A 22,583-nucleotide genomic window follows, 5' to 3' on the forward strand; every position below is an offset into this window, starting at 1 on the left:
GGTCACGGGCAGAGGGGCATGCCAGTTAAGCTTCTCGAGGTGGGGATCGAATTGCGGCAGCGTTGGGGCGCCCAACCGATTTGGGTTCGGTGTGCGCTGGTTGTGTATGTGATCGGATTCGTTGAGGGAACTCGCGCGCATGTCGCGGACCTTCTGCGTGGCGGGCTCGGCGCTTATGCCTCGTACGGGCCTGTCGTGCTACAGGTGTTCTTCATCAGCCTGGTGGTCCTGGATCCGATCGTGGTGGTGCTGGTGGCGCTGGCGCGTCCGAACGGTGTTTGGCTCGGATTGGTCGTGATGGCGATGGATGTGCCGGCGAACGTCTTTGCCAACTGGTCGATGCTGAGATAGGACTGGTGGTCACTGGTACGGCCGGGGGGCATGTTGCCCTTGACGCTGTTCAGCGTATTCGTGCTCGTCTCGGTGGTCCCGCTGTTGCGTCACTTGTCGGCCTCACCATCAAGTGCATGAGCCGATGGTGGCTGCTCGCCGTGGCAGTCGGCTGAAGTGCCGGGAAGGAGCGCCGGAACGTGAGGGCCTCCGGACCTGGGCCGTCGGCTCGCAGCAGGGTAGTCCCGCAGGTGCTCCAGCGACTCCCATACCGAAAGCGTGTGGCGGGCGGAATTCATTTGGGCCAATTGGAAAGCGAACCTGCGTCGGCGCAACCCGGGCATACGGCGCTCGTCAGCCGTTCAGGAACTCCATCATTTGTTCGGGCCAGCGGGTCCCGGCCGGCGCGCCAGGCGGAAACGCGATGTCAAGATCAGCCAAATGTTCGTCTTCGAGCTGCACCGCCAGCGCTTCGACGTTCTCGTCGATACGCTCGGGCCGAGTGGTGCCAGGGATCGGGACGGCTCCCGGACACATCCTCATCACCCAAGCCAGCGCGACCTGAGCCGGGGTCGCGTCAACGGTTCGGGCAAGAGTCCGCAACGGATGCAAAAGCTGGCGATTGCGGGCGAAATTCTCACCCTGGAACCTCGGACTAACCCTCCTGAAGTCGTCCGTGTCGAGCTGTTCCACCGAAGCGATCGCGCCCGTCAAGAAGCCCCGTCCCAGGGGGCTGTACGGCACGAACCCAACACCGAGATCTCTCAACGTGGGCAGGACCTCATGCTCAACATCGCGGCTCCACAGCGAGTACTCGCTCTGCACTGCGGTGATCGGGTGTACCGCGTGCGCGCGCCGGATTGTCCCCGGCGAAGCCTCACTGAGCCCCAGATGCCGGACCTTGCCCTCCAACACCAGTTGAGCCATTGCGCCGACGGTTTCCTCGATAGGAACCCGGGGGTCTACCCGGTGCAAGTAGTACAAGTCGATGGTGTCCACACCCAGTCGACGCAGTGAACCCTCCACCGCCAGACGCACCTGTTCCGGTCTGCCGTCGGGAACCCGCCCCGACTCGAGAACCGGCATCGACCCGAACTTGGTAGCGATCTGCACCTCGTCCCACCGACCGGCGAGCGCCTCCCCGATCAGCGTCTCATTGGTTCCCGAGCCGTAGTGGTCGGACGTATCAAAGAACGTCACCCCGCGCTCAAGCGCCCGCTCCACGGTGGCGAGTGCCTGCTCCCGCCCCACCGACCCGTAGCCAAAGGTCATGCCCATACAGCCCAGACCAACCGCGGAAACGACGAGGTCCTTGCCCAACACACTGCGCTGCATACTTCGCGCCTCCTCAACGTTCGGAAGTCGATGTCACGAAGGATTCGAATCAGACACTTCGGTCGCGAACTGGACCTGCGGTTCACCGGTCAACAATTCCGGCACGCGGGCCAGAAAGGCAGACACATACGGAGTAGCGAAGTGCGCATCGCAGGCGGACCGGTCAACGTAATGCTCGAAGACCAAGAAGACTCCGTCGTCCCCACGGAAAACCTCGTAGCCGACCGCGCCCACTTCCTCCCGCGTCAAGCGCTTCAGCTCGAGAAGCTCCTGCTGAACCTGGCCCACGCGCTCTGGACGCGCCTTCAAGATGGCGAATACTGCTGTCATGGCGACCATGGTTGTCACCACCCGGGAGGATCGATAGGAAAAAGCGGCCATCGGCTGGGGCCGCCCTTCGTCCGCGGGCTCATGTAGCTCAGAGGCGAGACCGAGCATGTCCCGGCCATGTACGGCGAACCAGCTAAAATAGGTGCTATGCGCACGACCTTTGTGCCGGTTGGGCCGGCGCTCGAACGGTGCGTTGATCGGATCTGGACCTGGGAGGGCGACCCGAGCGAGCTGCCCGCGCTCTTGCCCGGCACCGGCGCGGAGTTGATCTTCCATCGAGGTACACAGCTCACTGCCCATGGTGCAGACGGTCCGGTCTCCCTACCTCAGGCTCACCTGCTGTGTATGCGCCGGGAGCGCTGGAGTTTGACGGCTGATGGAATGGTGGCATTTACCGCCATCCGCCTGCGTGCCGGCGCCCTCGCCTACCTGACTGACCACCCAGTGGAGGACCTGATCGACCGAGCAGTCGACATCAGTGACCTTCTGGGTCCGGCCGGCCGGTACCTCGTCTCCGCGTTGAACGGCACGGGTGATCTCACGGTCCGTGCCGCCAGGGCCGAGCAAGTACTCCGTCGACAGCCGACTCATCGCACAGATCCGCGGATCATGGCTGCCGTTCACCAGCTGTACCGGCAACCGGCTTCGACCTCCCTCAAGGACCTGGCACCGGCGTTGGGCGTCAGCACCCGCCACCTACGCCGAGGATTTGCGGCGGCCGCGGGGGTGTCACCCAAGGAGTTCCAGCGGCTCGTTCGATTCCAACGAGTGATCCGGACGATGCTCCTCAAGTCGCCGACGAGCGCAGCCCCTGTCGCGTTGGCCGCCGGCTACTACGACCAGAGTCACTTCATCAAGGAGTTTCGCCGTCTGGCCGGCCAGAGTCCCGGGCGAATGCTGAGCCAGCCTCCGCCACACTTCTATTTGCCGAGCTTGCCGCGACCATAAGTCATCTACCACTGCGGTGCACCGGCGTGGGCAACCCTCCGATGATCATGCGTTCGAGGCTGTGTCGGGCACCATGGTGGCGTCGCCGAGATGACGGCGCAGGAACGTCGCGGCCGCGTCGGCGGCCTGCCCGACGTACGGCTGCACATCGTAGAGATCGATGTGTTGCCTGGCGTCGAGCCAGCGCATCTCCTTCGGTCCGGTCGCGTCTCTGTAGAGCGCCTCAGCGAGTTCCGGCGCGCAATAGGCGTCGGTCCGGCCGTGCACAACCAGCAGCGGGGTCTCGCTGAGCAACGGCGCAGCGCCAAGCGCATCGAAGGTCATGAGCGCGTGGAGCGACCCGTAGGTAACCCGGTTCTCCCAGTGCACCGCCGTCGACCGCTGTGTGCCGTAATAGGCGAACGGCTCGTCACCACGCATCGCCGCGATCGCCCCGCCAGGGGCGACAGCAGGCAACTCGTCGTCATAGCGATCGAGGAACGACTTGAGAGCTTGGCGATAACTGTGGGGGTCACCGGAGCTGAAACGGACAGGGCTGTTGTAGGCGCCCGCGATGCCGACGACCGCACCAATTCTGGGGTCGGTAGCCGCCGCGCGAACCGCGTAACCGCCGCCAAGACAGATCCCGGCCACCGCCACACGGGCCGGGTCCACGGCCGGGTGCCCGGCGAGCAAGCTCACTGCCGCGCGCAGGTCGGCGAGCTTGCCTTGGCTGTCCTCGTGCGCCCGCCGCCCGCTGCTCTCGCCGAAGCCGCGGTGATCGAACGCGAGTGTGGTGAAACCGCGCTCGTGCAACTGTGCGGCGTAGGTCCCGACTACCTGTTCCTTTACACCAGTGAACGGGCCGGTCAGTACGACGGCAGGCGCTGCGTCGCCGGCCACGGCCAGGTTACCGACCAGCTCGAGACCGTCGGCAGTAAAGGTGACACGCTCGGCGCTCACGCCACCACCGTCTCGGTCGGCGCCGTGCCGACGCCACTGTCCACGGCGCCGGCCAGCTCCGCCGCCACCGCATCCGCACCGAGGCCGATCATCCAGGTCAGCGGCGCGTCGGGCAGGAAACGCGTCATCACGACAGTCAACTCCTCGCGTTGCGCGTCGGTCAGCCTCGACGCTCCACCGGCGAGGCGGCCAACCGTCTCCCGCAACATCATGAGATATCGCCGCTGGTCAGCAAGCATGCCGATGCCTCCTGGCGCGCCGTGACCCGGATACAACGTGGCACCGTCGAGCTCTTCGGCGACGGCGTCCAGCGCCATGAGCCAACTGTCGCCGTGCCCGTCCGCGGTGTAAGGGTGGGTGCCGTTGAAGGCCAGGTCGCCAATAAAAGCACGGTCTTCGAGCATCAGGTAGGAGTCCGCATGGCTCTCCGCCGCGCCGACGGAGTGCATCGTGAACCGCAAACTTCCCAGCTCGACGGTATCCCCCGTCGCCAGCCGTCGGTCCGGGACACGGTGCCCGTCCGGCCATTCGTCGCCGTACACCGGCTGCCACTGCGCGCGCTTCGCGTCGGCGATCTGCGCGATCGTGTCGGCCACACCGGCCGCCGCATACACCGGCACCCCGTCGCCGGCGAGCACCGGCAGGCCGTTGAAGTGATCCGGGTGTGCGTGCGTGACGAATACGCCGAGCAGAGGTTTGTGCAGCGCCTCGATACGGGCGGCGAGGGCACGGATATCGGAAAGCAGCAGGTTCGCGTCGACGAGCACGACTCCTTCGGCCGTCTCGATCAGATAGCTGTTGACGAACAGACCCGCTTCGGCAGCGGAATAGGTGTGAATGCGGTACTGGGACGTGCGTTCGGACATGTCGGCCGCGTTCCTCTCGACGTTTATCATTGGCTGAACGTTAGGTCGCCCACTGCTCGTCGGACAGAAGGCACTTGGCGGTGCCCTTCGGCGAGAGCCGGCGGTACAAGCAGATTCGCTTGGGGGGTTGTTGATGGCATTCGTCGTTCCGGATGTGCTCGAGGAGAGCTGCGCGACGCGGCAGGCGCTCGAACGGCTCGCCTCGAAATGGCGAGTGCTGCTTGTCTACGCGTTGCTGGCTGGTCCTCAGCGGCCCGCTGAGCTGCGTCGCCGGGTCGAAGGGATCACACAGAAGGTCCTGACCGAGACGCTGCGCGGCATGGAGCGGGACGGATTGGTGCAGCGACAAGTGCTGAAAGAGTCGCCCCCACAGCATGTTGAGTACGCGCTGACCGATATCGGCAAGACGCTGCAGGAGCCGCTCGCCGCCATCTGCGCCTGGGCGACGCAAACCAACGCCTGATCGATACGTCCGCCGCCGATCCCGGCGAGCCCCGTCAAGTTCCGCCAAGCCGAGTCGAGCGACGTGCGAGCAGGCAACTGGCGAAGAAGAGGTGTGACTCAGGCGGTCAGGGCGACCACCGCGTTCATCTCCTCGGCGGTGAGCGGACCCCGCGTCTCGGCCGCGAGGCACTCGGCCAGCTCCTCACGGTTCTTGACCCCGAGTACCACCGTCGCCACCCCGGACACGCTCAATGCGTAGCGGTGCGCCAAGGCCGCGGGCGTCTCGCCGAGCTCGGCCGCCAGCCTGCGGAACGGCTCGGCCCGCGCGAAGTCCACGGCCGCCGGGTGATCGGTGGGCACGTCCCGGTCGAGCGTCGACGTCAGCGAGCCCGCCGCGACCGCGCGGATCCCGATGACCGCCACCCCATTGCTGTTGGCCAGCCGTCGGATCGCGTCGTTCGCCGGCGGCACGCCGTCGAAGACCCAGAGGTCGCCGACCATGTCCATCGGGTTGACGATGACCTGCGCCGCGTCTGGCCTGGGCGCCTCCCGCAAGGCGTCGAGCACGGTGTCCGGGTGCGCGATAGCGGTGATGCCCCACGCACGGATCAACCCCTCGTCGCGCAGCCGCTCGAACTCGGGCAGCACCTGGTCACGGTAGCGCCGCCAGTCGATTGTCCCCGGCTGTGTCCGGTCGCGCGGGCTCAGATGCGTGTGCAGCAGGAACAGGTCCACGTGGTCCCGCCGCAGCCGGGCGAGGCTGTCGTGCAGACTGCGCCGGATGTCGTCGTCACCGTCCTGCGGGTGCACCTTCGTAGTGATCATGACGTCGTCCGACGGGCGCAGCGCCTCACCCGCTGCCCGCTCCGACTCCGCGTCCGTGCCGTATCCCGGCGCCAGGTCGAGCATGGTGATACCGCCGTCGATCGCGGCGCGGATGGTTGCCACCGCCTCTGCACGGCCGGTGCGGCCCCAGACTCCCGCGATGCCGCCCCCGCCGAGCGTGAGCGCGCTGACGCGCCCCAGTCGCCCGAATTCTCTCATGTCCACGATGAATACTCCTCGAATCGGTCCTCCGATCGACCGTAGAACCTAGAGCGCGGTCTATCTCAAGAGTCGTCCCGATCGTCGCGGCGGACCCGGGCGCCACGTGAGTCTTGTTCCTAGCTGCGGCTCGCAGCCGCCAAGGGCCGTCAGCATGCCGAGGGCGGGTATCTTCATGATCCTGGCAACGATCATGATTCCCACCCAGCTGCTGATGATCCCGACGTACCTCCTGTTCTCGCGGCTGCGGCTGATCGACAGCTCGGGGCGGCCATCGTGCCCTGGCTCTCGTCAGCGTTCGGGATCTTCCTGATGCGGCAGTTCTTCCTGTCGCTGCCGAAGGAGCTCGAGGAGTCCGGTCTGATCGACGGCGCGAATCGCTGGCAGGTCTTCTCCCGTATCGTGCTCCCGCTGGCGAAGCCCGCCCTCGCGACCCTGGCGATCTTCACGCTGCTCGGCTCGTGGAACGACCTCGTCTGGCCGCTGATCGCGATCAACAACGACCACGCCTTCACCCTTCAACTCGGCCTGGCGAACTTCCAGGGCACCCGCCGGACCGAGTGGTCCTTGCTGATGGCCGGCAACGTCGTAGCCACGTTGCCCCTCATCCTCTTCTTCCTGATCGCCCAGAAGCAGTTCGTAGCCACCATGACCCTCTCCGGCCTCAAGGCTGACCCGGCTGGGTCTGTCACGTGGACAGACCCAGCAACTTGAGAGCCCCTTCACGGTGCTGCGAGGGCTTCGGTCGGGGCCAGTCTTGCAGCGCGCATGGCGGGGTAGAGCCCGGCGATCGCGCCGATGACGACCGTTGCGGCCATACCTCCGATACTCGCCCAAGCGGGCACAACCGCTGTCCAGCCTTGGGTTATGGCGTAGAACGTCGTGACTGTCACGCCGAGGACCACGCCTCCGATGCCACCGAGGAGCGAGAGCAACAGTGACTCGGCGAGGAATTGCAGTCGGATCTGCCCTCGGGTGGCGCCAAGGGATCGACGGAGTCCGATCTCCGGGCGGCGCTCCAGGACGGAGATGACCATGGTGTTCGCCACTCCGACGCCGCCGACGAGGAGAGCTACCGCGCCCAGGCCGAGCAACAGCCCGGTGAATGCCTTGTTGGTCGCCTGACGTGCTGCCAGCGCATCCGATGGCCGTGACACCTTTACCTCGTTGGGCGCCTGCGGGTTGGCGGTTTCGGCAAGCACCCCCCGCACCGCCTCGACGGCGGAATCATCGCTGCGTGTGTAGACGGTGGTGGGGTGGCCGTCGAAGCCCAGATAAGACTGGGCCGCCGGCCAACCGATGAGCGCCGCGGAGTCCAGCTCTGGTGCGAGCAGCACCTCGTCGAGGATGCCGACAACGGTGAACCAGATGCCGTCGACGTAGACCTGTATCTCGGTTCCGGCCGAGCCGATGCCTAGTCGATCGGCGGTGCCGGATCCCAGCACGATCGCGGGATAGCGAGCGGTGGCCGCATTGAGCCAGGTCCCGTCCGCGAGCGTCGCGCTCACGGTTTTGAGCAGGTCGAGGTGTGCGGCGCGCACCGAGATGCCTCCTGATTCGACGGATGGGATCTTGTCGTTGCGGTAGACGTTCGTGTCGGAGATGGTGCCGACAGCCGCGACCTGTGTCACGGGGCCGATCCGGGAGATCATCTTGACCGCCTCGGGGGGAAGGCTCGCGGTATCGCCGAACAGAGTCTCGCCGGGGGCCACGGTGAGCAGGTTGGTGCCGAGGGCGGCGAGCTGGCGGTCCAGCTCCGCCCTGCTCGATGATGAGATGCCTACGACGGCGATCATCGCGGCGATACCGATGGCGATGCCCAGAGCGGACAGGAACGCCCGCAGGGGCCGGGTGCGGAGCCCGGAAGCACCGACGCGTACGACGTCGGCTGGACGCAGCCGGGCCGGCGCGAGCGTGCTCATACGATCACCTCGCCGTCACGCATGGACACCTGCCGGGGAAGGCTCGCCGCGATGTCCCGGTCGTGGGTGATGACCATCACTGTCGTGCCGGCGGCGTGCAGCTGTCGCAGAAGCGTCATCACCCCGGCGCCAGACCTGGAGTCGAGGTTGCCGGTCGGTTCATCGGCGAGCAGCAGCGCTGGTTCTCCGACGACCGCACGGGCGATCGCTACCCGTTGCTTTTCCCCGCCGGACAGTTGATGGGGGCGGTGGTCGAGCCTGTCACCCAGGCCTACACGCATCAGCGACGCCGTCGCACGTCGCTTGCGCTCGGCCGACCCCATCCCGGCATAGAGCAGTCCATCAGCGACGTTGTCCACAGCCGACAGGCCGGACGCGAGATGGAACTGCTGGAAAACGAAGCCGATCCGCGTTGCCCGCAAGGCCGACAACTGCCCGTCCGACAGCGTCGCCACCTCATGCCCGTCGATTCGGACCCTGCCGGACGACGGTCGGTCAAGCGTCCCGATCAGGTGCAGCATCGTGGACTTTCCTGAACCGGACGGGCCAACGATCGCGACCATCTCGCCGTAGCCGACGCGCAGGTCAACGGCCCGCACCGCGGTCACCCCACCCGGATATGACTTGGTCACATCAACCAGTTCGACGACCGCCGCGTCCTGTACGGCGGTGCTCATCGCGTCGCGTGCAATGCTCGCCGTTGCGCTCATGCCGGAACCCCTACCGTCATGCCGGCAGTCAGGCCGCTGCCGGAGACCTCGACCCGGCCGCCCGCGAACAGGCCGGTGTCGACGGTCACGATTCGGGTGCTCGTCCCGTCGACGACCTGCACGCCGTAGCCGCCTTCAGCGAGCGCCAGCAAGGCGGCGATCGGGACCGTGAGCACGTTCTTTCGCTGGGCGGCGGTGAAGCCGACCTTGACCGATGCCTCGTCGAGCCCCACGACTGCCTTCGCGTCGCTGATGGCGATGGTGACCTCGATCTTTGTTTCAGGGTCACCCCCGCTGGTGTCACTGGTGTCGATCACAGTGCGAGTTCCGATGATCTTCCCGTTCACGACGGTGCCGCTGGGCACGGTCACCTTGACGCCGCTTCCCTTCTTGGCCAGCCGCTGGTCGGCGACTTCCAACTCGACGACGACCACTCGTGACGTTCCCGTGTAGCTGAGGATGGCGCCGCCGGGCTGGATACTCGCGCCGATGTCGGCCTCGTGGGTGTCGATCCGCGCCTGCCCGTTTGCGTAGGTGACTCGTCCGAGGTCGACTGTGCCCGTCTCGTCCAGTCCGAGGTCGTCCTGCCACTCCTCGACAGCCTCGGCGGTATTGTCGGAGAAGGTCTCGTCGACCGTGAAGCCGCGATACCCCAAGGCGTACAGGTTCTTCTCGAACTGCTTGACATCGGGCCCTTCAGTTCCCGACGACAGCGCCCGATAGGCCGGCAAAGACCCATACAAAAGCACGGTTGGCTTGTTGTCGATCCGATAGAGGACTTGACCCTGCTTGACCACGGTCCCTTCGGCCGCCAGCCCGGTTACCGTTCCACCGGCCTTGGCCAGCACTTTGGTCGTGTCCCCATAGCTGAGATCGCCGCTCTCGGTCTGCGTGTCGACCAACGTCTGCCGGGTCACCTTTGCCGTGGCCGGCGGAAGATCGTCGTTTTGGTTGCCTGCGGCCCCGTCCTTCGACAGCCCGACGCCGGCAGCGGCCACGGCTGCGCCGGCGATCGCCAACCCCACCAGCGCCACGACGATGACGCGCCCCGTGCGCCTGCGGCCTGCGCGGGTCATCCTGCCCTCCCGGACGTACTGGGCCTGACCATGTATTTCTTGCATGCCTCCTGGGCTGTTTTGAATTCGGCCGAGTTCGGGTCGATCTCACGGGGCATTCCCTGGTTGCCTCCGCCGGCGTCCGGGTCGGGGTACTTGGGAAGCCCGTTCTCACGCATGCACTGGGCGAACTTGCGCATCTGCTCGAGCTGCGCCGGATCGTTCTCCGGCGGCTCGCCGCCGTTCGGCAAGTACTGCTTGCACTTCTGCATCGTCTCCTGGACCGTCTTCGGGTCCACACCTTCCGGACCGATGACTTTCGCGGGACCACCGCTCTTGGACCCGGTGCCGTCGTCGCTTTGTGGGTCCGGCCAGTTCTTGATCCCGTTGTCGCGCATGCACTGCGCGAACTTGAACTCGTCGCCCTTACCACCGGTTCCGGCGCTCGCGCCGGCCGTGGCGCTGCCGCCGGCCGTGGCGACCTCCTTGTCGTCGCCCGTCTGCCCGCACGCGGTAACCAGGAAGAGCAACACGGAGACGAGAACGAAACCCGGCCACGACATCCTGCGGCTGCGGCGTGCTTGCTGCCGGGGGCCAGCCACTCGCTTCGCGCCGGCCAGATGAGTGTGTTTGATCATGGGACGAGCCTGCTGCCCGCGGCCGCCAACACACATCCGCCCGCTGATGCGTGATCGCTCTATCCAGAGATGTACTTGCGCTCGGCCGGAATGCTCCTCGCGGCGCACGCGCGGCCGTATATCCCGGTGATAGTTTGCGTATCGTGCAAGCCTGGCCGGTCCGTATCCGCAATTGGTCGCGCCGACCTGCGTTGAGGGACGCTGGGCTTGCGGCGGCGCTCCTTGTGACCTGTGTGCTGGTCAACGCACCGAACACGGAAATCTCTCAAACCACAGCCCCCGACGTCGATCGTACGTCGGGAGGCAGCTTGGCGCTGTGGTGGTCTGCAACGGCAGTGGCGCTTGCGTGTGTTGCCTTACGACGGCGCTGGCCGCTGGCGATGCTTGCCATCTGCATCCTTTCGGCAGCCGTGCATGTCGCGCAGGCCGTGCCGTTCCTGATCGTCGACCTGGCCGTCCCGATCCTGCTCTACACGGTTGCGGTCCGCCACGCACGGTCAGTCTCACTCGGGCTGCTGAGCGGCCTACTTCTACTCGTGACTGGCTGGAGCCTTTACACCGCGGCGAACGCACTGCCCGTTCCCGGGCTGCCCGGCCGCATCAACCCAACGATCCGTCAGCCGATCGGTACGTCGCCGGTACCGTCGAGGCCACCGGTCAGCGTGATCCAACAGACCTGGAGCGGGGTTGTCGTGCTCGGATCAGTCCTCGTGGCTTCATGGGCCATGGGCGCCGGCGCACGAACCCGCAGCGCATATCTCGACGAACTGCATTCCCGTGCCAAAGACCTGGAAAGAGAACGGGATCAGCGAGCGACGCTCGCCGTGACAGCAGAGCGTGGGCGGATCAGCCGCGAACTGCACGACATCGTTGCCCACGGCCTGTCCGTGATGGTCGCTCAGGCGCAGGGCGCCGCGGCAGCTCTGGAGAAGCGTCCCACCGACACCCAAGCCGCGCTCAGTGCGATCGTCAAGACCGGACGTGACTCTCTGGACGACATGCGACGAGTACTGGCCAGAGTCGACGGCGTCGAGGGCCTCGACGACACCTGGCACCCGCAGCCGGGACTGGACCGACTCCCCCTCCTGGTCGCTCAAGTAACCGAGGCAGGAACGCCGGTCCGGCTGCATGTCGAGGGGTCACCCGCCGCGTTGCCACCCGAAGTGGATCTGTCGACCTACCGGATCGTGCAGGAAGCACTCACCAACACGATGAAACACGCCGGCACCGGCGCGACGGCGGACGTCATCCTGCGCTACCGCGATTCCGGTCTCGAAATAGAAATCCGCGACGACGGCCACAGGAGGACCAGCCCCCACACGGCGGGGAACGGCCTGCACGGCATGAGCGAGCGCGCACGGCTGCTTGGCGGAAATCTCACCGCAGGCCCTCGAACCGCGGGAGGGTTCAGTGTGCGAGCCGAGCTTCCGATCCAGGGACCGAACCGATGATCCGCCTCCTGCTCGCCGACGATCAGGCCCTGGTCCGCACCGGATTCCGCATGATCCTCGAGAATGCGGACGACATGCAGATCATCGGTGAGGCGATCAACGGCGCCGAGGCAACAAAGATAGCGCTCGACCGTCAGCCGGACATCGTCTTGATGGACGTCCGGATGCCCGACGTCGACGGCGTCGAAGCAACGCGCCGGATCTGCGCCGAGGACCCACACGCCCACATCCGGGTCCTGATCCTCACCACGTTCGATCTCGACGAGTACGTCTACGCCGCCCTGCGCGCCGGCGCAAGCGGATTCTTGCTCAAGGACACGCTTGCACCCGACTTGCTCTCAGCCATCCGCTCAGTCGCCCGCGGCGACTCCGTCGTAGCGCCAAGTGTCACCCGCCGACTCCTGGAACGCTACGTCGGCACCGGCCACGGAAGCCTCCCCGGCCCCGGCAACTTGGCGTCGACCGATCGCCTGGAGTTGCTCACGGACAGGGAGCGAGAAGTGCTCGGACACGTCGCATACGGTCTGACAAACGCCGAGATCGCCGGCCGCCTGTACCTCTCGGAAGGGACCGTGAAGACCCATGTCCACCGTGTCCTTTCCAAACTCGGCCTGCGCGACCGCGTACAAGCCGTCGTCTACGCCTACGAAAGCGGATTGGTCCGGCCCGGTTCCGGCGATCCTCGCTAACCCGTTGCACAGGTCAACCTGTTCAGCGACGCTATGCGGTCTGTCCGACTGAGGCGAGTTCCACGATGGCGTCGGCGGCTGCGCCGGCGCCATCGGTGGCGGCGTAGAGCCTGCTGATGCGCCGCGCGGCACTTCGCGCGCGGGGGTCAGCGAGGACAGCGCGAACCACCTCGGTCACTTCGGTGTCCGCCCGCGACACAGGTACTGCCCGGGCTACACCGTGCCGCTCGGCGATATCAAGGTTGGCGGCCTGCTCGGCCTGGAGGGCGATGCCGACGAACGGTGTCCCGGCGGCCATCGCCGTCTGCACAGATCCCTGGCCACCGGTGATCACCGCAATCGCCACGCGCGGCATGATCCGGTGACTCGGCAACACCTGTTCGACCAGAACACCGTCGCCCTCGAGACCGGTCAGGTCATGCATCGTGCCCGCGACGAGGACCCTCGGTACGACGTCACGCACCTGGCCGACCACGGCGCGTACCAACTCCGGCGACGTCGAGGTCAGGGCGACGTACGCGACCGGGCCGTCCTGATCGAGAAAGCTGTCCACCCGAGCGGGAACTGGCACGTCGAAGTGCGCGAAGAGAGGTCCGGTGTAGCGCAACCGGGCGCCTGGCCGATACGACCTGGCCGGTTTGGGCACCCAGCCGTCGACATCATGACGTGGTACGCCGAAGACCTCGGGAACATCGGTGATCAGCGTGAGATCGCCCATCAGCAGAGCGGGGAAGCTCGGGATACCGGCGACACCCAGCTCCCCCGCGACGCGATTGAAGCCGCCGGTGTAGATCTTCTGATACGGCAACCCCTTGTTGAAAAGGAACTTGCGAACCCTCGCCGGCATGAGTCCCTCCAGGGGCAGCCCGAGTCGGCGATCCGGCGGTATCGCGCGGCCGCGCTCGAACAACGGCGGAACGAACGCCCCGGAGTGCTCGACCACGACGGGAATCCCGGCCACTTGCGACGACAACAGCGCGGTCAAAGTCCATCCGGTCACGACCGCCGTGACGCTGTGGGTGCGGAAGTACGCGGCTTCGAGGGCGACGTACTTCCGGATCTCGTCATCGGTCCACATGCTCTGCTCCGGTGAACCGATTCCTGGAATCGAGGAAATGAACTGCCCGACGCGCTCGGCGTTCCATCCGCCCCCGAGGACATCGACCTGAATGCCGTGGTCTCGAAGCAGGTCGACATAGGGCCCACCATGGGTCAGGGTTGTGACCTCTACCCCGCGAACCGTCAGGGCGCGGTGAATCTCCAGAATGCGCGACGTCTCCGACAGAAAGCCGCAGTTCGGCAACAGGCAGATCATGGCGCCCCCTCGGTGCCTCGATGATCCGACGTTAAAGGTAATATATTGCGTATGTCAACGATGGGACCCGACCCGCTACGACTCCGCCCCGACCAGGCCGCAGATCTCCCGGAGCACTCACTGCTGGCGATCGAGGCGTTTCGCACGACGCTCGCGCTCGCCGCTCGGCTGCGGGCAGCCATGGACAAGCGGCTCCGCGACGACGGTCTGACCACGCAGCAAGCCGCTCTGATCACCGTTGTCGAAGCAGCCGGCTCGCCGTCACTGTCCGACGCGGCAACCGCACTTTCCTGCTCGAGGCAGAATCTCAAGCAGATCGCGTCCGCCCTGCAACGCAAGGGGCTCGTCGAGTTGCGCGCGGACCCCGACGACGCGCGAACCACGCGCATCGTCACGACCCGGAAAAGCCGCGCCTACTGGGCCTCACGCGACACCAGCGACGTCGACGCCGTGGCCGGATGGTTCCGCGCCCTCGACGCTCCCGCACTTCGAACCCTGGTAACAACACTCAACCTCGTGATCGCCCAAGTCGACCCTCGCTCGGACAGGCCCGCCTGAGCCGCGTCCCCCCGAGCAGCCCTCTTCGCCCCGCGATCACGAACCACGAGCTCACATGACCGACTGCTTTCAGGTCAGCATGCTCCGCTGCTACTGCGGGGTCGGCTGATGACAGGAAGTGACTGCCGGAACGCTCGCTGTGCTGGCCTGGCGGCTTATGCTGCCCGGCGTCCCTGGATCGGCTCTCAGCTCCTTGCGGAGGCCTCGCGAGCGGACGAGAGTGAGAGGTTGCGACCACCCGGTCAGTGCTGACGGGCACCCGGGCGCGCCGCGCAGAACGATCCATCTAGCTGAGGAGCGTCATGCGCAGGATCAACGTCGCCGCGACGGTCGCCGCGGCAATCGCAGCACTACTTCTCCCGACGCCGGCACAGGCGGCGCCAATCACGCCCGGCGGGTCGACAGAAGTCACTGTCGGCAGCAATGACCAGCTGTTCTCGCAGAACAAGCAGAACGAGCCGGGGCTGGCTGTGAATCCAGTGAACCCAGCGATTCTCGCGGCGGGAGCCAACGACAACATCGACCTGGAGGCGTGTAACGCCGGCGACGACCGCACGTGCCCGTTCACACCGGGCGTGGGCGTGTCCGGCGTCCAGTTCTCGACCGACTCCGGCCGCACGTGGACGCAACCGACGTACACCGGCTTCTCGGCGCGCGTCACACCGTCCTGCCTCGGCGCACCAGACGTCGCGCCCGGCCAACCCCCGGCCGGCGACACCGGCTGCGTACCCGATCCCAACGGCCCGATCGGCACGCTGCCCAACTACGACGTCAACGGTATGGTCTCCAACGGCGACCCGGAGCTGGTCTTCGGCCCAGTTCCCGACGCTTCGGGGAACTTCTCCTGGTCCAACGGGCAACGGCTGTACTACGCGAACATCGCCACCAACTTCCCGGGCAGTCCCGGCTTTGCCGGCGCCGCGGCCATCGCGGTGTCCCGCACCGACGATCTGGCCGGCGCCATCGCCGGTGACAACGACGCCTGGATGGACCCGGTGGTCGTGACCAGGCAGAACCAGGCTCTCTTCAGCGACAAGGAACAGATCTGGGCCGACAACGCCGAGAGCAGTCCCCACTTCGGCAACGCCTATGTCTGCAACGTCGGGTTCCGCGGGGCCGCTGGAGCCGAACCGGTGCTGTTCGCTCGTTCCACCGACGGCGGCGATACGTGGACCACGCGCCAGTTGTCCGCAGCCACGAACAACAACCAGACCGGTGGACGGCAGGGCTGTGCCATCCGAACCGACAGCCATGGCGTGGTCTACGTGGTGTGGGTCGGCACGGACATCCGGACGCGCCAGGGTGTGTTCTTCCAGGCCCGGTCCTTCAACGGTGGCCGGACTTTCGAGCGACCCAGGGCGGTGGTCTCGGGGCTTGGCGGAATCGGGCAGTTCGATCCCGCGCAAGGCCGGTTCACCATCGACGGCATCGCGGGTGCCAGAACCGACACCTTCCCGTCGATCGACATCGCCAACGGTGCGCCGAGCGGTTCGGACGCCACCGACCAGATCCTGCTCACCTGGTCCGACGACAGTCAAGGAACCAACCTCGAGAAAGCCTTCCTGGTGAGCTCGACCAATGGAGGCGACACCTACTCGGGCAAGGTCGTAGTCAGTGAGGGCAGCGACCGAGCCAACTTCCCGGCGGTGGCGATCTCGCCCGACGGCACCGACGCATGGCTGGTCTACAACGCCTGGCTCGACCCGTGGCGCAACGACACGACCTCCGCGCGCCGGATGCTGGGCGTGGTCCGGCACGCCGACATCGTCGGTACGGCCCACACCATCGGCGCGTTCACCACAGTGCTGCGGGGTGCGACAGGCGACGGACGCGCGTCCAGTGCCAACAGCCTGACCTCGGAGTTCCTCGGCGACTACAACTACGCCGTCGCCACGCGGGACTACGGCTCCGGTGTCTGGAACGACATGCGCAACGGTGCCGTCTGCCCCGCCATCAACGCCTACCGTCAGGCGTTCGTCGAGGACGTCCTGGCCGGCACCACGGAACCCATCGTGGGAGACGAGAAGGAGGACCCGGCGGCGGCAGCCGAACTGCCGGCCACGCACTCGACGGACCTGCGCCCAGGACCCAACAACGATTGCCCTGCAACCTTCGGAAACTCCGACATCTTCGGTGGAACCTTCAGCGACGATTCGTGACCCTGTTCGAGTTGTAGCCACAACAACCCGACGGCTGCCCACACCGCACGATCGAGTCGTCAGACCTCGCTCGCGCCTGCTCCCGTGGTGCGGATCTCGGCCTGGCCGCCGAAGTAGGTTTCGTGATCAGGTCTCTGATGCCAGACGGGCCGGAGTTGCCCTCGTCCTGAAACAGGGCGGCGGTAGGCGTCGCGGTCCGGTCGGGTGTGGGCGGCAAACCAATCGATCAGCAGGCCGTTGAGCTCGTCGATGGTCTGGTAGCAGTACCGATCGTCGATCCGGTTGTGGCGTTCCAGCGGATCCTCGCGGACGTTGTACAGCTCGTCCGGCGCGTCACCGTGCCGCCGGACAAGCTTCCACTCCGCGGTCCGGACCATGCGAGTTCCGCCGTACTCGTCGAAGACCATGATGTGCTCGGCCGCGCCGGTTCGGCCGTCGAGGCGGGACACGAGCGAGGCTCCGGCCGCGAGCGGATCGTCCGCACGCGGCAGATTCGCCAGTTCGAGGATCGTCGGGTGCAGATCGCAGGCACCTGCCAGTCCACGGTCGACCATGCCGCTCGGCGTACGGCCCGGCACGGAGATGATGAAGGGCACTCGGACCGAGTTCTCCCACATATTGAGCGGGGTGGTGGCGTTTCCCTTACCCCAGATTCCGTGCTGGCCGCAGCTGAAGCCGTTGTCGGAGGTGAAAACCACGCAGGTCGACTCGGTCAGTCCTTCGTCGGCGAGTTTCCGGACCAGCGCCGCGACACCGTCGTCGACGGCCGTGATCGAGGCGAAGTAGCCCTGCAGACTGGGCCGCGGATCGCGCATGGCGTCAGAGATCGGACCCGGCTCCCAACTGAACCATGGGTGCGGATCCTCCCGTGGACAGGTGTCGAACGCGCAGTCCGCGTACAGGTCGAGGTACTCGGCTGGATGCTGCCCGAGCCACGGACTGTGCGGAGCCGTGTAGTGGACCTGCAGGTAGAACGGGTCGTCGCGGCGCGCCACGGTCTCTAGGAACGCCAGGGCCTCGCCAGTGATCGCCTCGGTGATGTACCGGTCTTCGGACACCTTCGCGCCGTCCCGCCAGATCGGCGCGCCGAAGTACGGTCCATCGCCGGTGCGATGCGCGTACCAGTACTCGAACCCTGGCGCAGGCTCCCGGGCATCGCCCAAGTGCCACTTCCCCACATGACCACACCGCCAGCCGTTCGCCGCAAGAACCTCCGGCGTCGTCGTCAGCCCGGTCAGATACCTGGCCTCGTCGGCGACCCCATAAGCCTCACCGCGGATCCAGTCGTGCACCCCGTGCGCAGAAGGCATCCGTCCGGTGAGCAACGACGCCCTGGCCGGCGAACACACCGGAGATGCACAGAAGAACGACTCGAACCGTACGCCGTTGTCCGCCAGCGCATCGATCGCCGGGGTCCGGATCTCGTCGTTGCCCTGACAACCCAACGCCCACGGCCCCTGGTCATCGGTGACCACCACCAGAAAGTTCGTCATCCCTCAGCAACCCCTCTGCTCGCGCTGAAAGCGGCACCGCGACCAGAGAAGCCCGGAGCCCTTGCGAACAAGGCTATTTGAGTTCGGCGGACGTCTTGCCCAGCAACCGCCGGGCGACGATCAACTGCTGGGTGCGTTCGAAGATGTCGAGGATCTCGGTGGTGCTCACCGGCCCTAGTGGCCAGAGCCCGCCAATATGGGCCCTGACCTGGGAAAACGCTGCTCATCGGCACCCGCCGATGACCAACGTTTGTCAGCGTCCCACGGAGCAGTGACGGAGCAGAACGCGCCGATCTGGACCGCTTCGCTCACCCGCTTGCACGCCCGCTCAGCGAGCCCTGGCGGCTCTTCGGAACGACGGTGAAGCAGTAGCAATCGCTACAAGTATCCGGTCAGGCGCGGAAGTTCGAGGCGCGTGCGTACTTCCGGGATCTGGATGGGCAGACCCGGCCTGTCGCGAAGTGGGAAACACCGCGAACCAGGCCAAGACCCGCTTTGCCAAGCCCTGAAGACGCCAACGGATCGCGGGCGTCGGGCAACTGAAGTCGACCGATCGGGTGTCGACCGCCGCGGAGCTGTTCTTGCAGAGGTCCAGATCGTCGATGCGGACGGTCTGGTCGAAGGGGCGCCGATTCAACCGGTCGCCCGGTCGAGCAGCGTTTCGGCCAGGTCTTGGGCGTCTTGGAGCGGTCGCGTGTCGTTGAGTGAGGTCGCCAGGGCGCGGGCACCCTCGAACAGCACGGCGAGTTGTCGGCCCAAGACCTCCGGCTCGTGGGCGCCGGCCTCGGCGGTGGTCTCGATCACGCGTTCGGCGAACTCCCTCTTGTGACGCTCAACCAATGCCGTGGCCTCGGGCATCGTCCCGGCTGCTTCGACGGCGACGTTGTGCAACGGACAACCCCGCACCGTCGCCGGCGGTGCGGCGGCCGGAAGCTCGGCGAACAGCCCGAGGAGACGCTCACGCGCGCTGAGGTCGCTGCGCTCCAGAACGGTCTCGGCGAGTAGTGCGCCGTCGGACTCGAGACGTTCCAAGTACGCGCTGACCAGCGCCTCCTTGCTCGGGAAGTGTTGATAGAAGGTCCGCGTCGATACATGTGCGGTGTCGGTCAGCTTCGCGATGCCGGTGGCGTGGATCCCGTCGCGTGCGAACAACTCGACCGCTGCGCGCAGGATGCGCTCCCGCGCTCCACGCCCGCCTTTGGGTGCGCTGGTCGTCGTTTCACTCGTTCCCATGCCCAAAGTATAGCGATCGATTTACTTCCCAGAAGTGACCTGCTAGATTGAAGGTACAGCGATCACTGTACTTCGGGAGCAGTGCCCTGGCACTGCACTCGTGACCCAGAGCCGCACCTCCCATCCGAGAACGAGAAAGGAACGAACAAGCGATGTCCACTCAGAACTTCGTCGCAGTTCCCCACGAGGCCGTCCGGTGGTCGATCGACACCGGCTCGTCCTTCGAGGACTTCCGCGCTCGCTACGAAGCCGCCGTACCGGTACTGGACCTCGAGCGGATGGCACAGATCCGCGCCGAGCGCGCAAGCTGGGACACCGTGCTCGCCGCTGCCGCGGAGAACGCCCCGCACGGATTCCTGCGGTTCTGGAGCACCGATGTCGGCGAGCTCATGCAACTCGCGGGCGATCAGGGCTTCTGCAGTGGCTACCTGATGGGAAATCACACGATCGCCGAGCGCATGTACCGGCACGACCCGGCGGTGATGCTCTACGCCCCGCTGCGAACGGCGATCCATCAGGACCAGCACGGCGTCACGCGGTTCTCCATCGACCAGCCCAGCACCCGATTCGACAGCTTCGGGCTCCCGGACATCGCGTCCGTCGGACTGGAACTGGATCGTAAGGTCGCCAACCTCCTGCGAATCCTCGACGTTCCGGTGCCCCCCGCCTTCACCGCGGCAAGCGACCAGTAGTCGACCCGACCTCCGGGCGCGGCCCGGACATTGAGAAAGGCAACCATGAAGAACGACGAAACGTCCGTCCGTGACGCCGTATCGACAGCAGACGACAACGAGCTGGTCGAGCTCGGCGTCGCGGCAGCGGCCACCGCGATCCGCAACGGCGAGATCACTGCCGAGTCGTACGCCACGGCCCTTCTGCAGCGGGCCCGCAAGTACGCAGATCTGAACTCTTTCATCACGATCGATGAGTGCGCCGTGCTGACCGCGGCCGAAGCTGCCGACAAGGCACGCGCCGCGGGCTCGAGCGCTCCCCTGCTCGGCGTCCCGCTGGGAGTGAAGGACAGCTACCTGACACGCGGTCTTCGCACAACGCTCGGGGTAGAGGTCCTGGACGGTTTCACGCCGGCCGAGGACGCCGAGGTGGTTGGGACGATCAAAGATGCCGGTGGCATCGTGTTCGGAAAGAACAACCTCGTCGAGATGTCCTTCGGACTGACCGGGGACAACAGTCGCTATGGCCAGGTCAAGAACCCTTATGGCACCGACCACATGTCAGGCGGGTCTTCCAGCGGTTCCGGAACAGCTGTCGCAGCTCGGATCGTGCCGGGTGCGTTCGGCGGCGACACGGTGGGTTCCATCCGGGTGCCCGCGTCGCTGGTCGGCGTCGTGGGCTTCAAACCGACCACCGGACGTTGGCCAGGCGGCGGCGTGGCGCCGATCTCCCACACGCTCGACACCCCAGGCATCTTCGCGCGCACCGTCGAAGACTGCGCGCTCATCGACCAGATCGTCACCAAGGACGTGACCGCCTCCCCGGCCGCCGGTTCCGATCTAAAGGGGGCGAGATTCGCGTATGCGCCCAAGCAGTACCTCGGGTTGATCGAGTCCGAGACCGAGGCGCACTTCCGTAACACACTCCAGCGCATGCGCGACGCCGGCGCCGAGGTGGTCGAGATCGACCTCGGCGAGGACTTCTCCGTACTCGCAGACCGATTGACGTGGAACCTCTTCTTCCGCGAGACGATGCAAGCCGTCTCCGAGTATCTGCGCCGGCACGACGTCCCGGTTTCGTTTCACGACATCTACGACGGGCTGAAGCCGGAACTCAACGGCGTGTGGAGCGAACTCGTCCTCCCGAGCGGCCCGGGCTACATCTCCCAGCAGACCTACGAGACGGCGCTGTCCGTCGATCGTCCAGAACTTCAGCGCCGGTTCGACGAGATGTTCACTCGCGGCGGCATCGATGCGTTGCTCTCCCCAACCACGCCCAGTCCCGCACCACTGATCGAACAGCAGGCGACGTTCACGATCTCGGGCGAGGAGGTCAGCCATCTGGTTCTGGCGAAGAACACTGTCCCCGCCAGCGGCGCGGGTTTGCCGGCCATCAGCATTCCGATGGGCATCACTCGACACGGCCTGCCCGTCGGACTCGAGATCGACGGCGCACACAGTGACGACAGGAAGCTACTCGACCTGGCACACCGGGTGGGGACCGTTCTCGACGACCTGCCCGCGCCCGCGTGAGCAACCGAGTGCCCTGCTGCCGGTGCTCGCCGCTCGACGGTGCGTGCGGGCTCAACCGGCGCGGTAGAAGGTCTTCGTCGCGCGGGCCACGACCGACTGCAGGCCGACCAGGTCCTGCTCGCGGCCGGCCGCGGTGATCTCCACGGTGGCCGTGGTGGGCCGGCCGTAGTCCGTGGTCCAGAGGCTGATCACCAGCCGGGTGCCCCCGGTGTCGTCGGTGTAGGAGTAGGTCATCGTCTTGGTCTGCAGCACGTCGTAGGGCTCACCGTTCGGGTGCAAACGCGGGGTCAGGCCGTCGACGACGGACAGGACGCGGAAGCCCTTCGTCCCTCGCAGTGCGGCGATCCTCGCGTTGACCACGTCCGTCCTGGTCTCCGTTGCTGGGAGGACGCAGTTGATCCGCAGCACCCAGAGGCCGTTCCTGCCGCTGAACTTCGCGTGGTAGTCGGCGACCTTGACCTTCGTCCAGCCCTGCGGCACCTGGGCTCCACAGCCGGACTCGTAGCCGGGTCCGGAGACGCCCCAGCCGTCCTCCTGGTAGGTCACCTGACCGGGCTGGAGCGGCGGTGTGCCGGCGGCGGCCCTGGCGGGCGGGAGCGTGGCGGGCGGGAGTGTGGCTGTGCTGGTCCGACCAGCGTGGGCGATGCTGAGTCCCCCGGCGGCGAGTGCGGCGACGACGGCGGTCACGCCGGCAGTCCGCGCGAGGCTGAACCTCATGGTCCTCCCTTGATGATGCGCGCTGATCGCATCGGTCGATGCGATCACTTGGACAGCCCCTGGGGAGGAAAAGTTCGAGCCGCCGACATCCGTTCCTGGAGGCCGGTTTCAGTTACCGGGTTCGACCAGATCGACCGGGGATTCGGCCCGGCGCTGGCGGAGGTCTTCTTGGGGCGCAGAGCGCCAGGCATCAACTCGCC

General features: G+C 66.3%; 23 protein-coding genes. 10 read left to right on the forward strand and 13 right to left on the reverse strand.

Annotated features, from left to right (window positions below):
* Positions 1 to 39 precede the first annotated feature (39 nt).
* Positions 40 to 351 carry a hypothetical protein gene (locus EV137_RS35115; RefSeq protein WP_202871286.1) on the forward strand — a complete coding sequence of 104 codons (312 nt, stop codon included), beginning with the start codon at positions 40 to 42 and terminating at the stop codon, positions 349 to 351.
* 333 nt (positions 352 to 684) lie between these two features.
* On the opposite strand, the gene EV137_RS35120 is transcribed toward EV137_RS35115, so the two are convergent.
* Positions 685 to 1,665 (reverse strand): aldo/keto reductase, encoded by a 981-nt coding sequence (locus tag EV137_RS35120; protein WP_134132409.1) that lies wholly within the window; start codon positions 1,663 to 1,665, stop codon positions 685 to 687.
* Positions 1,666 to 1,698: 33 nt separating this feature from the next.
* The gene (locus EV137_RS35125) at positions 1,699 to 2,295 is read right to left on the reverse strand and encodes a putative quinol monooxygenase (RefSeq protein ID WP_134132411.1); all 597 of its coding nucleotides are present in this window, start codon (positions 2,293 to 2,295) and stop codon (positions 1,699 to 1,701) included.
* Between EV137_RS35125 and EV137_RS42095 the strand changes: the two genes are divergently transcribed.
* The gene (locus EV137_RS42095; RefSeq protein ID WP_375372047.1) at positions 2,227 to 2,943 is read left to right on the forward strand and encodes a helix-turn-helix domain-containing protein; all 717 of its coding nucleotides are present in this window, start codon (positions 2,227 to 2,229) and stop codon (positions 2,941 to 2,943) included. The two genes, EV137_RS35125 and EV137_RS42095, sit on opposite strands and share 69 nt — an antisense overlap.
* 45 nt (positions 2,944 to 2,988) lie before the next feature.
* Here the strand turns inward: EV137_RS42095 and EV137_RS35135 are convergent, their stop codons facing one another.
* Both EV137_RS35135 and EV137_RS35140 read right to left on the reverse strand, forming a co-directional pair.
* Positions 2,989 to 3,885 (reverse strand): alpha/beta hydrolase, encoded by an 897-nt coding sequence (locus tag EV137_RS35135; protein WP_134132413.1) that lies wholly within the window; start codon positions 3,883 to 3,885, stop codon positions 2,989 to 2,991.
* Positions 3,882 to 4,751 (reverse strand): MBL fold metallo-hydrolase, encoded by an 870-nt coding sequence (locus tag EV137_RS35140; RefSeq protein WP_166680101.1) that lies wholly within the window; start codon positions 4,749 to 4,751, stop codon positions 3,882 to 3,884. The genes EV137_RS35135 and EV137_RS35140 overlap by 4 nt, the downstream gene beginning before the upstream one ends.
* A gap of 133 nt (positions 4,752 to 4,884) precedes the next feature.
* Here EV137_RS35140 and EV137_RS35145 point away from each other — a divergent pair, with 133 nt between their 5' ends.
* Positions 4,885 to 5,214, forward strand: a complete 330-nt coding sequence (locus EV137_RS35145) for a winged helix-turn-helix transcriptional regulator (RefSeq protein WP_134132417.1) — start codon at positions 4,885 to 4,887, stop codon at positions 5,212 to 5,214.
* 98 nt (positions 5,215 to 5,312) lie between these two features.
* Here the strand turns inward: EV137_RS35145 and EV137_RS35150 are convergent, their stop codons facing one another.
* Positions 5,313 to 6,239, reverse strand: coding sequence for an aldo/keto reductase (locus tag EV137_RS35150; RefSeq protein WP_238175804.1), 927 nt, complete (start codon positions 6,237 to 6,239; stop codon positions 5,313 to 5,315).
* Between the two features lie 276 nt (positions 6,240 to 6,515).
* On the opposite strand from EV137_RS35150, the gene EV137_RS35155 reads away from it, so the two are divergent.
* Positions 6,516 to 6,953 (forward strand): carbohydrate ABC transporter permease, encoded by a 438-nt coding sequence (locus EV137_RS35155; RefSeq protein WP_202871287.1) that lies wholly within the window; start codon positions 6,516 to 6,518, stop codon positions 6,951 to 6,953.
* Positions 6,954 to 6,961: 8 nt separating this feature from the next.
* Here EV137_RS35155 and EV137_RS35160 read toward each other — a convergent pair whose 3' ends face one another.
* Genes EV137_RS35160 through EV137_RS35175 form a run of 4 tightly spaced genes read right to left on the reverse strand, consistent with a single transcriptional unit; the run spans position 6,962 to position 10,672 of the window.
* Positions 6,962 to 8,161: an ABC transporter permease gene (locus EV137_RS35160; RefSeq protein ID WP_134132420.1), complete on the reverse strand. Its 1,200-nt coding sequence runs from the start codon at positions 8,159 to 8,161 to the stop codon at positions 6,962 to 6,964.
* On the reverse strand, positions 8,158 to 8,871 hold the full coding sequence (locus EV137_RS35165; RefSeq protein WP_134132422.1) for an ABC transporter ATP-binding protein: 714 nt from the start codon (positions 8,869 to 8,871) through the stop codon (positions 8,158 to 8,160). The genes EV137_RS35160 and EV137_RS35165 overlap by 4 nt, the downstream gene beginning before the upstream one ends.
* On the reverse strand, positions 8,868 to 9,947 hold the full coding sequence (locus EV137_RS35170; RefSeq protein WP_134132424.1) for an efflux RND transporter periplasmic adaptor subunit: 1,080 nt from the start codon (positions 9,945 to 9,947) through the stop codon (positions 8,868 to 8,870). The genes EV137_RS35165 and EV137_RS35170 overlap by 4 nt, the downstream gene beginning before the upstream one ends.
* On the reverse strand, positions 9,944 to 10,672 hold the full coding sequence (locus tag EV137_RS35175) for a hypothetical protein (protein ID WP_134132426.1): 729 nt from the start codon (positions 10,670 to 10,672) through the stop codon (positions 9,944 to 9,946). The genes EV137_RS35170 and EV137_RS35175 overlap by 4 nt, the downstream gene beginning before the upstream one ends.
* Positions 10,673 to 10,707: 35 nt before the next feature.
* Here EV137_RS35175 and EV137_RS35180 point away from each other — a divergent pair, with 35 nt between their 5' ends.
* Both EV137_RS35180 and EV137_RS35185 read left to right on the forward strand, forming a co-directional pair.
* Complete coding sequence (locus EV137_RS35180) at positions 10,708 to 12,015, forward strand: sensor histidine kinase (protein WP_134132428.1); 1,308 nt, start codon at positions 10,708 to 10,710, stop codon at positions 12,013 to 12,015.
* Positions 12,012 to 12,704, forward strand: coding sequence for a response regulator (locus tag EV137_RS35185; protein ID WP_134132430.1), 693 nt, complete (start codon positions 12,012 to 12,014; stop codon positions 12,702 to 12,704). The genes EV137_RS35180 and EV137_RS35185 overlap by 4 nt, the downstream gene beginning before the upstream one ends.
* 31 nt (positions 12,705 to 12,735) lie before the next feature.
* Here the strand turns inward: EV137_RS35185 and EV137_RS35190 are convergent, their stop codons facing one another.
* The gene (locus EV137_RS35190; RefSeq protein WP_134132431.1) at positions 12,736 to 13,782 is read right to left on the reverse strand and encodes a glycosyltransferase; all 1,047 of its coding nucleotides are present in this window, start codon (positions 13,780 to 13,782) and stop codon (positions 12,736 to 12,738) included.
* Positions 13,783 to 14,070: 288 nt separating this feature from the next.
* On the opposite strand from EV137_RS35190, the gene EV137_RS35195 reads away from it, so the two are divergent.
* Complete coding sequence (locus tag EV137_RS35195) at positions 14,071 to 14,577, forward strand: MarR family winged helix-turn-helix transcriptional regulator (protein WP_134013078.1); 507 nt, start codon at positions 14,071 to 14,073, stop codon at positions 14,575 to 14,577.
* A 302-nt stretch (positions 14,578 to 14,879) separates the two neighbouring features.
* Positions 14,880 to 16,736 (forward strand): sialidase family protein, encoded by a 1,857-nt coding sequence (locus EV137_RS35200; protein ID WP_134132433.1) that lies wholly within the window; start codon positions 14,880 to 14,882, stop codon positions 16,734 to 16,736.
* 59 nt (positions 16,737 to 16,795) lie between these two features.
* On the opposite strand, the gene EV137_RS35205 is transcribed toward EV137_RS35200, so the two are convergent.
* Both EV137_RS35205 and EV137_RS35210 read right to left on the reverse strand, forming a co-directional pair.
* Positions 16,796 to 18,229, reverse strand: coding sequence for a sulfatase family protein (locus tag EV137_RS35205; protein ID WP_134132435.1), 1,434 nt, complete (start codon positions 18,227 to 18,229; stop codon positions 16,796 to 16,798).
* 633 nt (positions 18,230 to 18,862) lie between these two features.
* The gene (locus tag EV137_RS35210; protein WP_134013072.1) at positions 18,863 to 19,462 is read right to left on the reverse strand and encodes a TetR/AcrR family transcriptional regulator; all 600 of its coding nucleotides are present in this window, start codon (positions 19,460 to 19,462) and stop codon (positions 18,863 to 18,865) included.
* Positions 19,463 to 19,614: 152 nt separating this feature from the next.
* Here EV137_RS35210 and EV137_RS35215 point away from each other — a divergent pair, with 152 nt between their 5' ends.
* Together EV137_RS35215 and EV137_RS35220 are read left to right on the forward strand one after the other, a co-directional pair.
* The gene (locus EV137_RS35215) at positions 19,615 to 20,154 is read left to right on the forward strand and encodes a DUF302 domain-containing protein (protein ID WP_134132436.1); all 540 of its coding nucleotides are present in this window, start codon (positions 19,615 to 19,617) and stop codon (positions 20,152 to 20,154) included.
* 45 nt (positions 20,155 to 20,199) lie between these two features.
* On the forward strand, positions 20,200 to 21,666 hold the full coding sequence (locus EV137_RS35220; RefSeq protein ID WP_134132438.1) for an amidase family protein: 1,467 nt from the start codon (positions 20,200 to 20,202) through the stop codon (positions 21,664 to 21,666).
* 51 nt (positions 21,667 to 21,717) lie between these two features.
* Here the strand turns inward: EV137_RS35220 and EV137_RS35225 are convergent, their stop codons facing one another.
* A complete protein-coding gene (locus tag EV137_RS35225) occupies positions 21,718 to 22,383 on the reverse strand; it encodes a hypothetical protein (protein ID WP_134132439.1) in 666 nt (221 codons plus the stop codon).
* Positions 22,384 to 22,583: the final 200 nt, after the last annotated feature.

This window comes from Kribbella pratensis, assembly GCF_004366075.1.
GTDB classification, from domain to species: Bacteria; Actinomycetota; Actinomycetes; order Propionibacteriales; family Kribbellaceae; genus Kribbella; species Kribbella pratensis.

What these genes read in the sequence shown, in the direction of transcription:
- EV137_RS35120 (WP_134132409.1), bottom strand. Translation starts at nt 1,665, where the DNA reads ATGCAGCGCAGTGTGTTGGGCAAGGACCTCGTCGTTTCCGCGGTTGGT.
- EV137_RS35125 (WP_134132411.1), bottom strand. Translation starts at nt 2,295, where the DNA reads ATGGGCAGTGAGCTGTGTACCTCGATGGAAGATCAACTCCGCGCCGGT.
- EV137_RS35140 (WP_166680101.1), bottom strand. Translation starts at nt 4,751, where the DNA reads ATGTCCGAACGCACGTCCCAGTACCGCATTCACACCTATTCCGCTGCC.
- EV137_RS35145 (WP_134132417.1), top strand. Translation starts at nt 4,885, where the DNA reads ATGGCATTCGTCGTTCCGGATGTGCTCGAGGAGAGCTGCGCGACGCGG.
- EV137_RS35150 (WP_238175804.1), bottom strand. Translation starts at nt 6,239, where the DNA reads ATGAGAGAATTCGGGCGACTGGGGCGCGTCAGCGCGCTCACGCTCGGC.
- EV137_RS35160 (WP_134132420.1), bottom strand. Translation starts at nt 8,161, where the DNA reads ATGAGCACGCTCGCGCCGGCCCGGCTGCGTCCAGCCGACGTCGTACGC.
- EV137_RS35165 (WP_134132422.1), bottom strand. Translation starts at nt 8,871, where the DNA reads ATGAGCGCAACGGCGAGCATTGCACGCGACGCGATGAGCACCGCCGTA.
- EV137_RS35170 (WP_134132424.1), bottom strand. Translation starts at nt 9,947, where the DNA reads ATGACCCGCGCAGGCCGCAGGCGCACGGGGCGCGTCATCGTCGTGGCG.
- EV137_RS35185 (WP_134132430.1), top strand. Translation starts at nt 12,012, where the DNA reads ATGATCCGCCTCCTGCTCGCCGACGATCAGGCCCTGGTCCGCACCGGA.
- EV137_RS35190 (WP_134132431.1), bottom strand. Translation starts at nt 13,782, where the DNA reads ATGTGGACCGATGACGAGATCCGGAAGTACGTCGCCCTCGAAGCCGCG.
- EV137_RS35195 (WP_134013078.1), top strand. Translation starts at nt 14,071, where the DNA reads ATGTCAACGATGGGACCCGACCCGCTACGACTCCGCCCCGACCAGGCC.
- EV137_RS35200 (WP_134132433.1), top strand. Translation starts at nt 14,880, where the DNA reads ATGCGCAGGATCAACGTCGCCGCGACGGTCGCCGCGGCAATCGCAGCA.
- EV137_RS35205 (WP_134132435.1), bottom strand. Translation starts at nt 18,229, where the DNA reads ATGACGAACTTTCTGGTGGTGGTCACCGATGACCAGGGGCCGTGGGCG.
- EV137_RS35210 (WP_134013072.1), bottom strand. Translation starts at nt 19,462, where the DNA reads ATGGGAACGAGTGAAACGACGACCAGCGCACCCAAAGGCGGGCGTGGA.
- EV137_RS35215 (WP_134132436.1), top strand. Translation starts at nt 19,615, where the DNA reads ATGTCCACTCAGAACTTCGTCGCAGTTCCCCACGAGGCCGTCCGGTGG.
- EV137_RS35220 (WP_134132438.1), top strand. Translation starts at nt 20,200, where the DNA reads ATGAAGAACGACGAAACGTCCGTCCGTGACGCCGTATCGACAGCAGAC.
- EV137_RS35225 (WP_134132439.1), bottom strand. Translation starts at nt 22,383, where the DNA reads ATGAGGTTCAGCCTCGCGCGGACTGCCGGCGTGACCGCCGTCGTCGCC.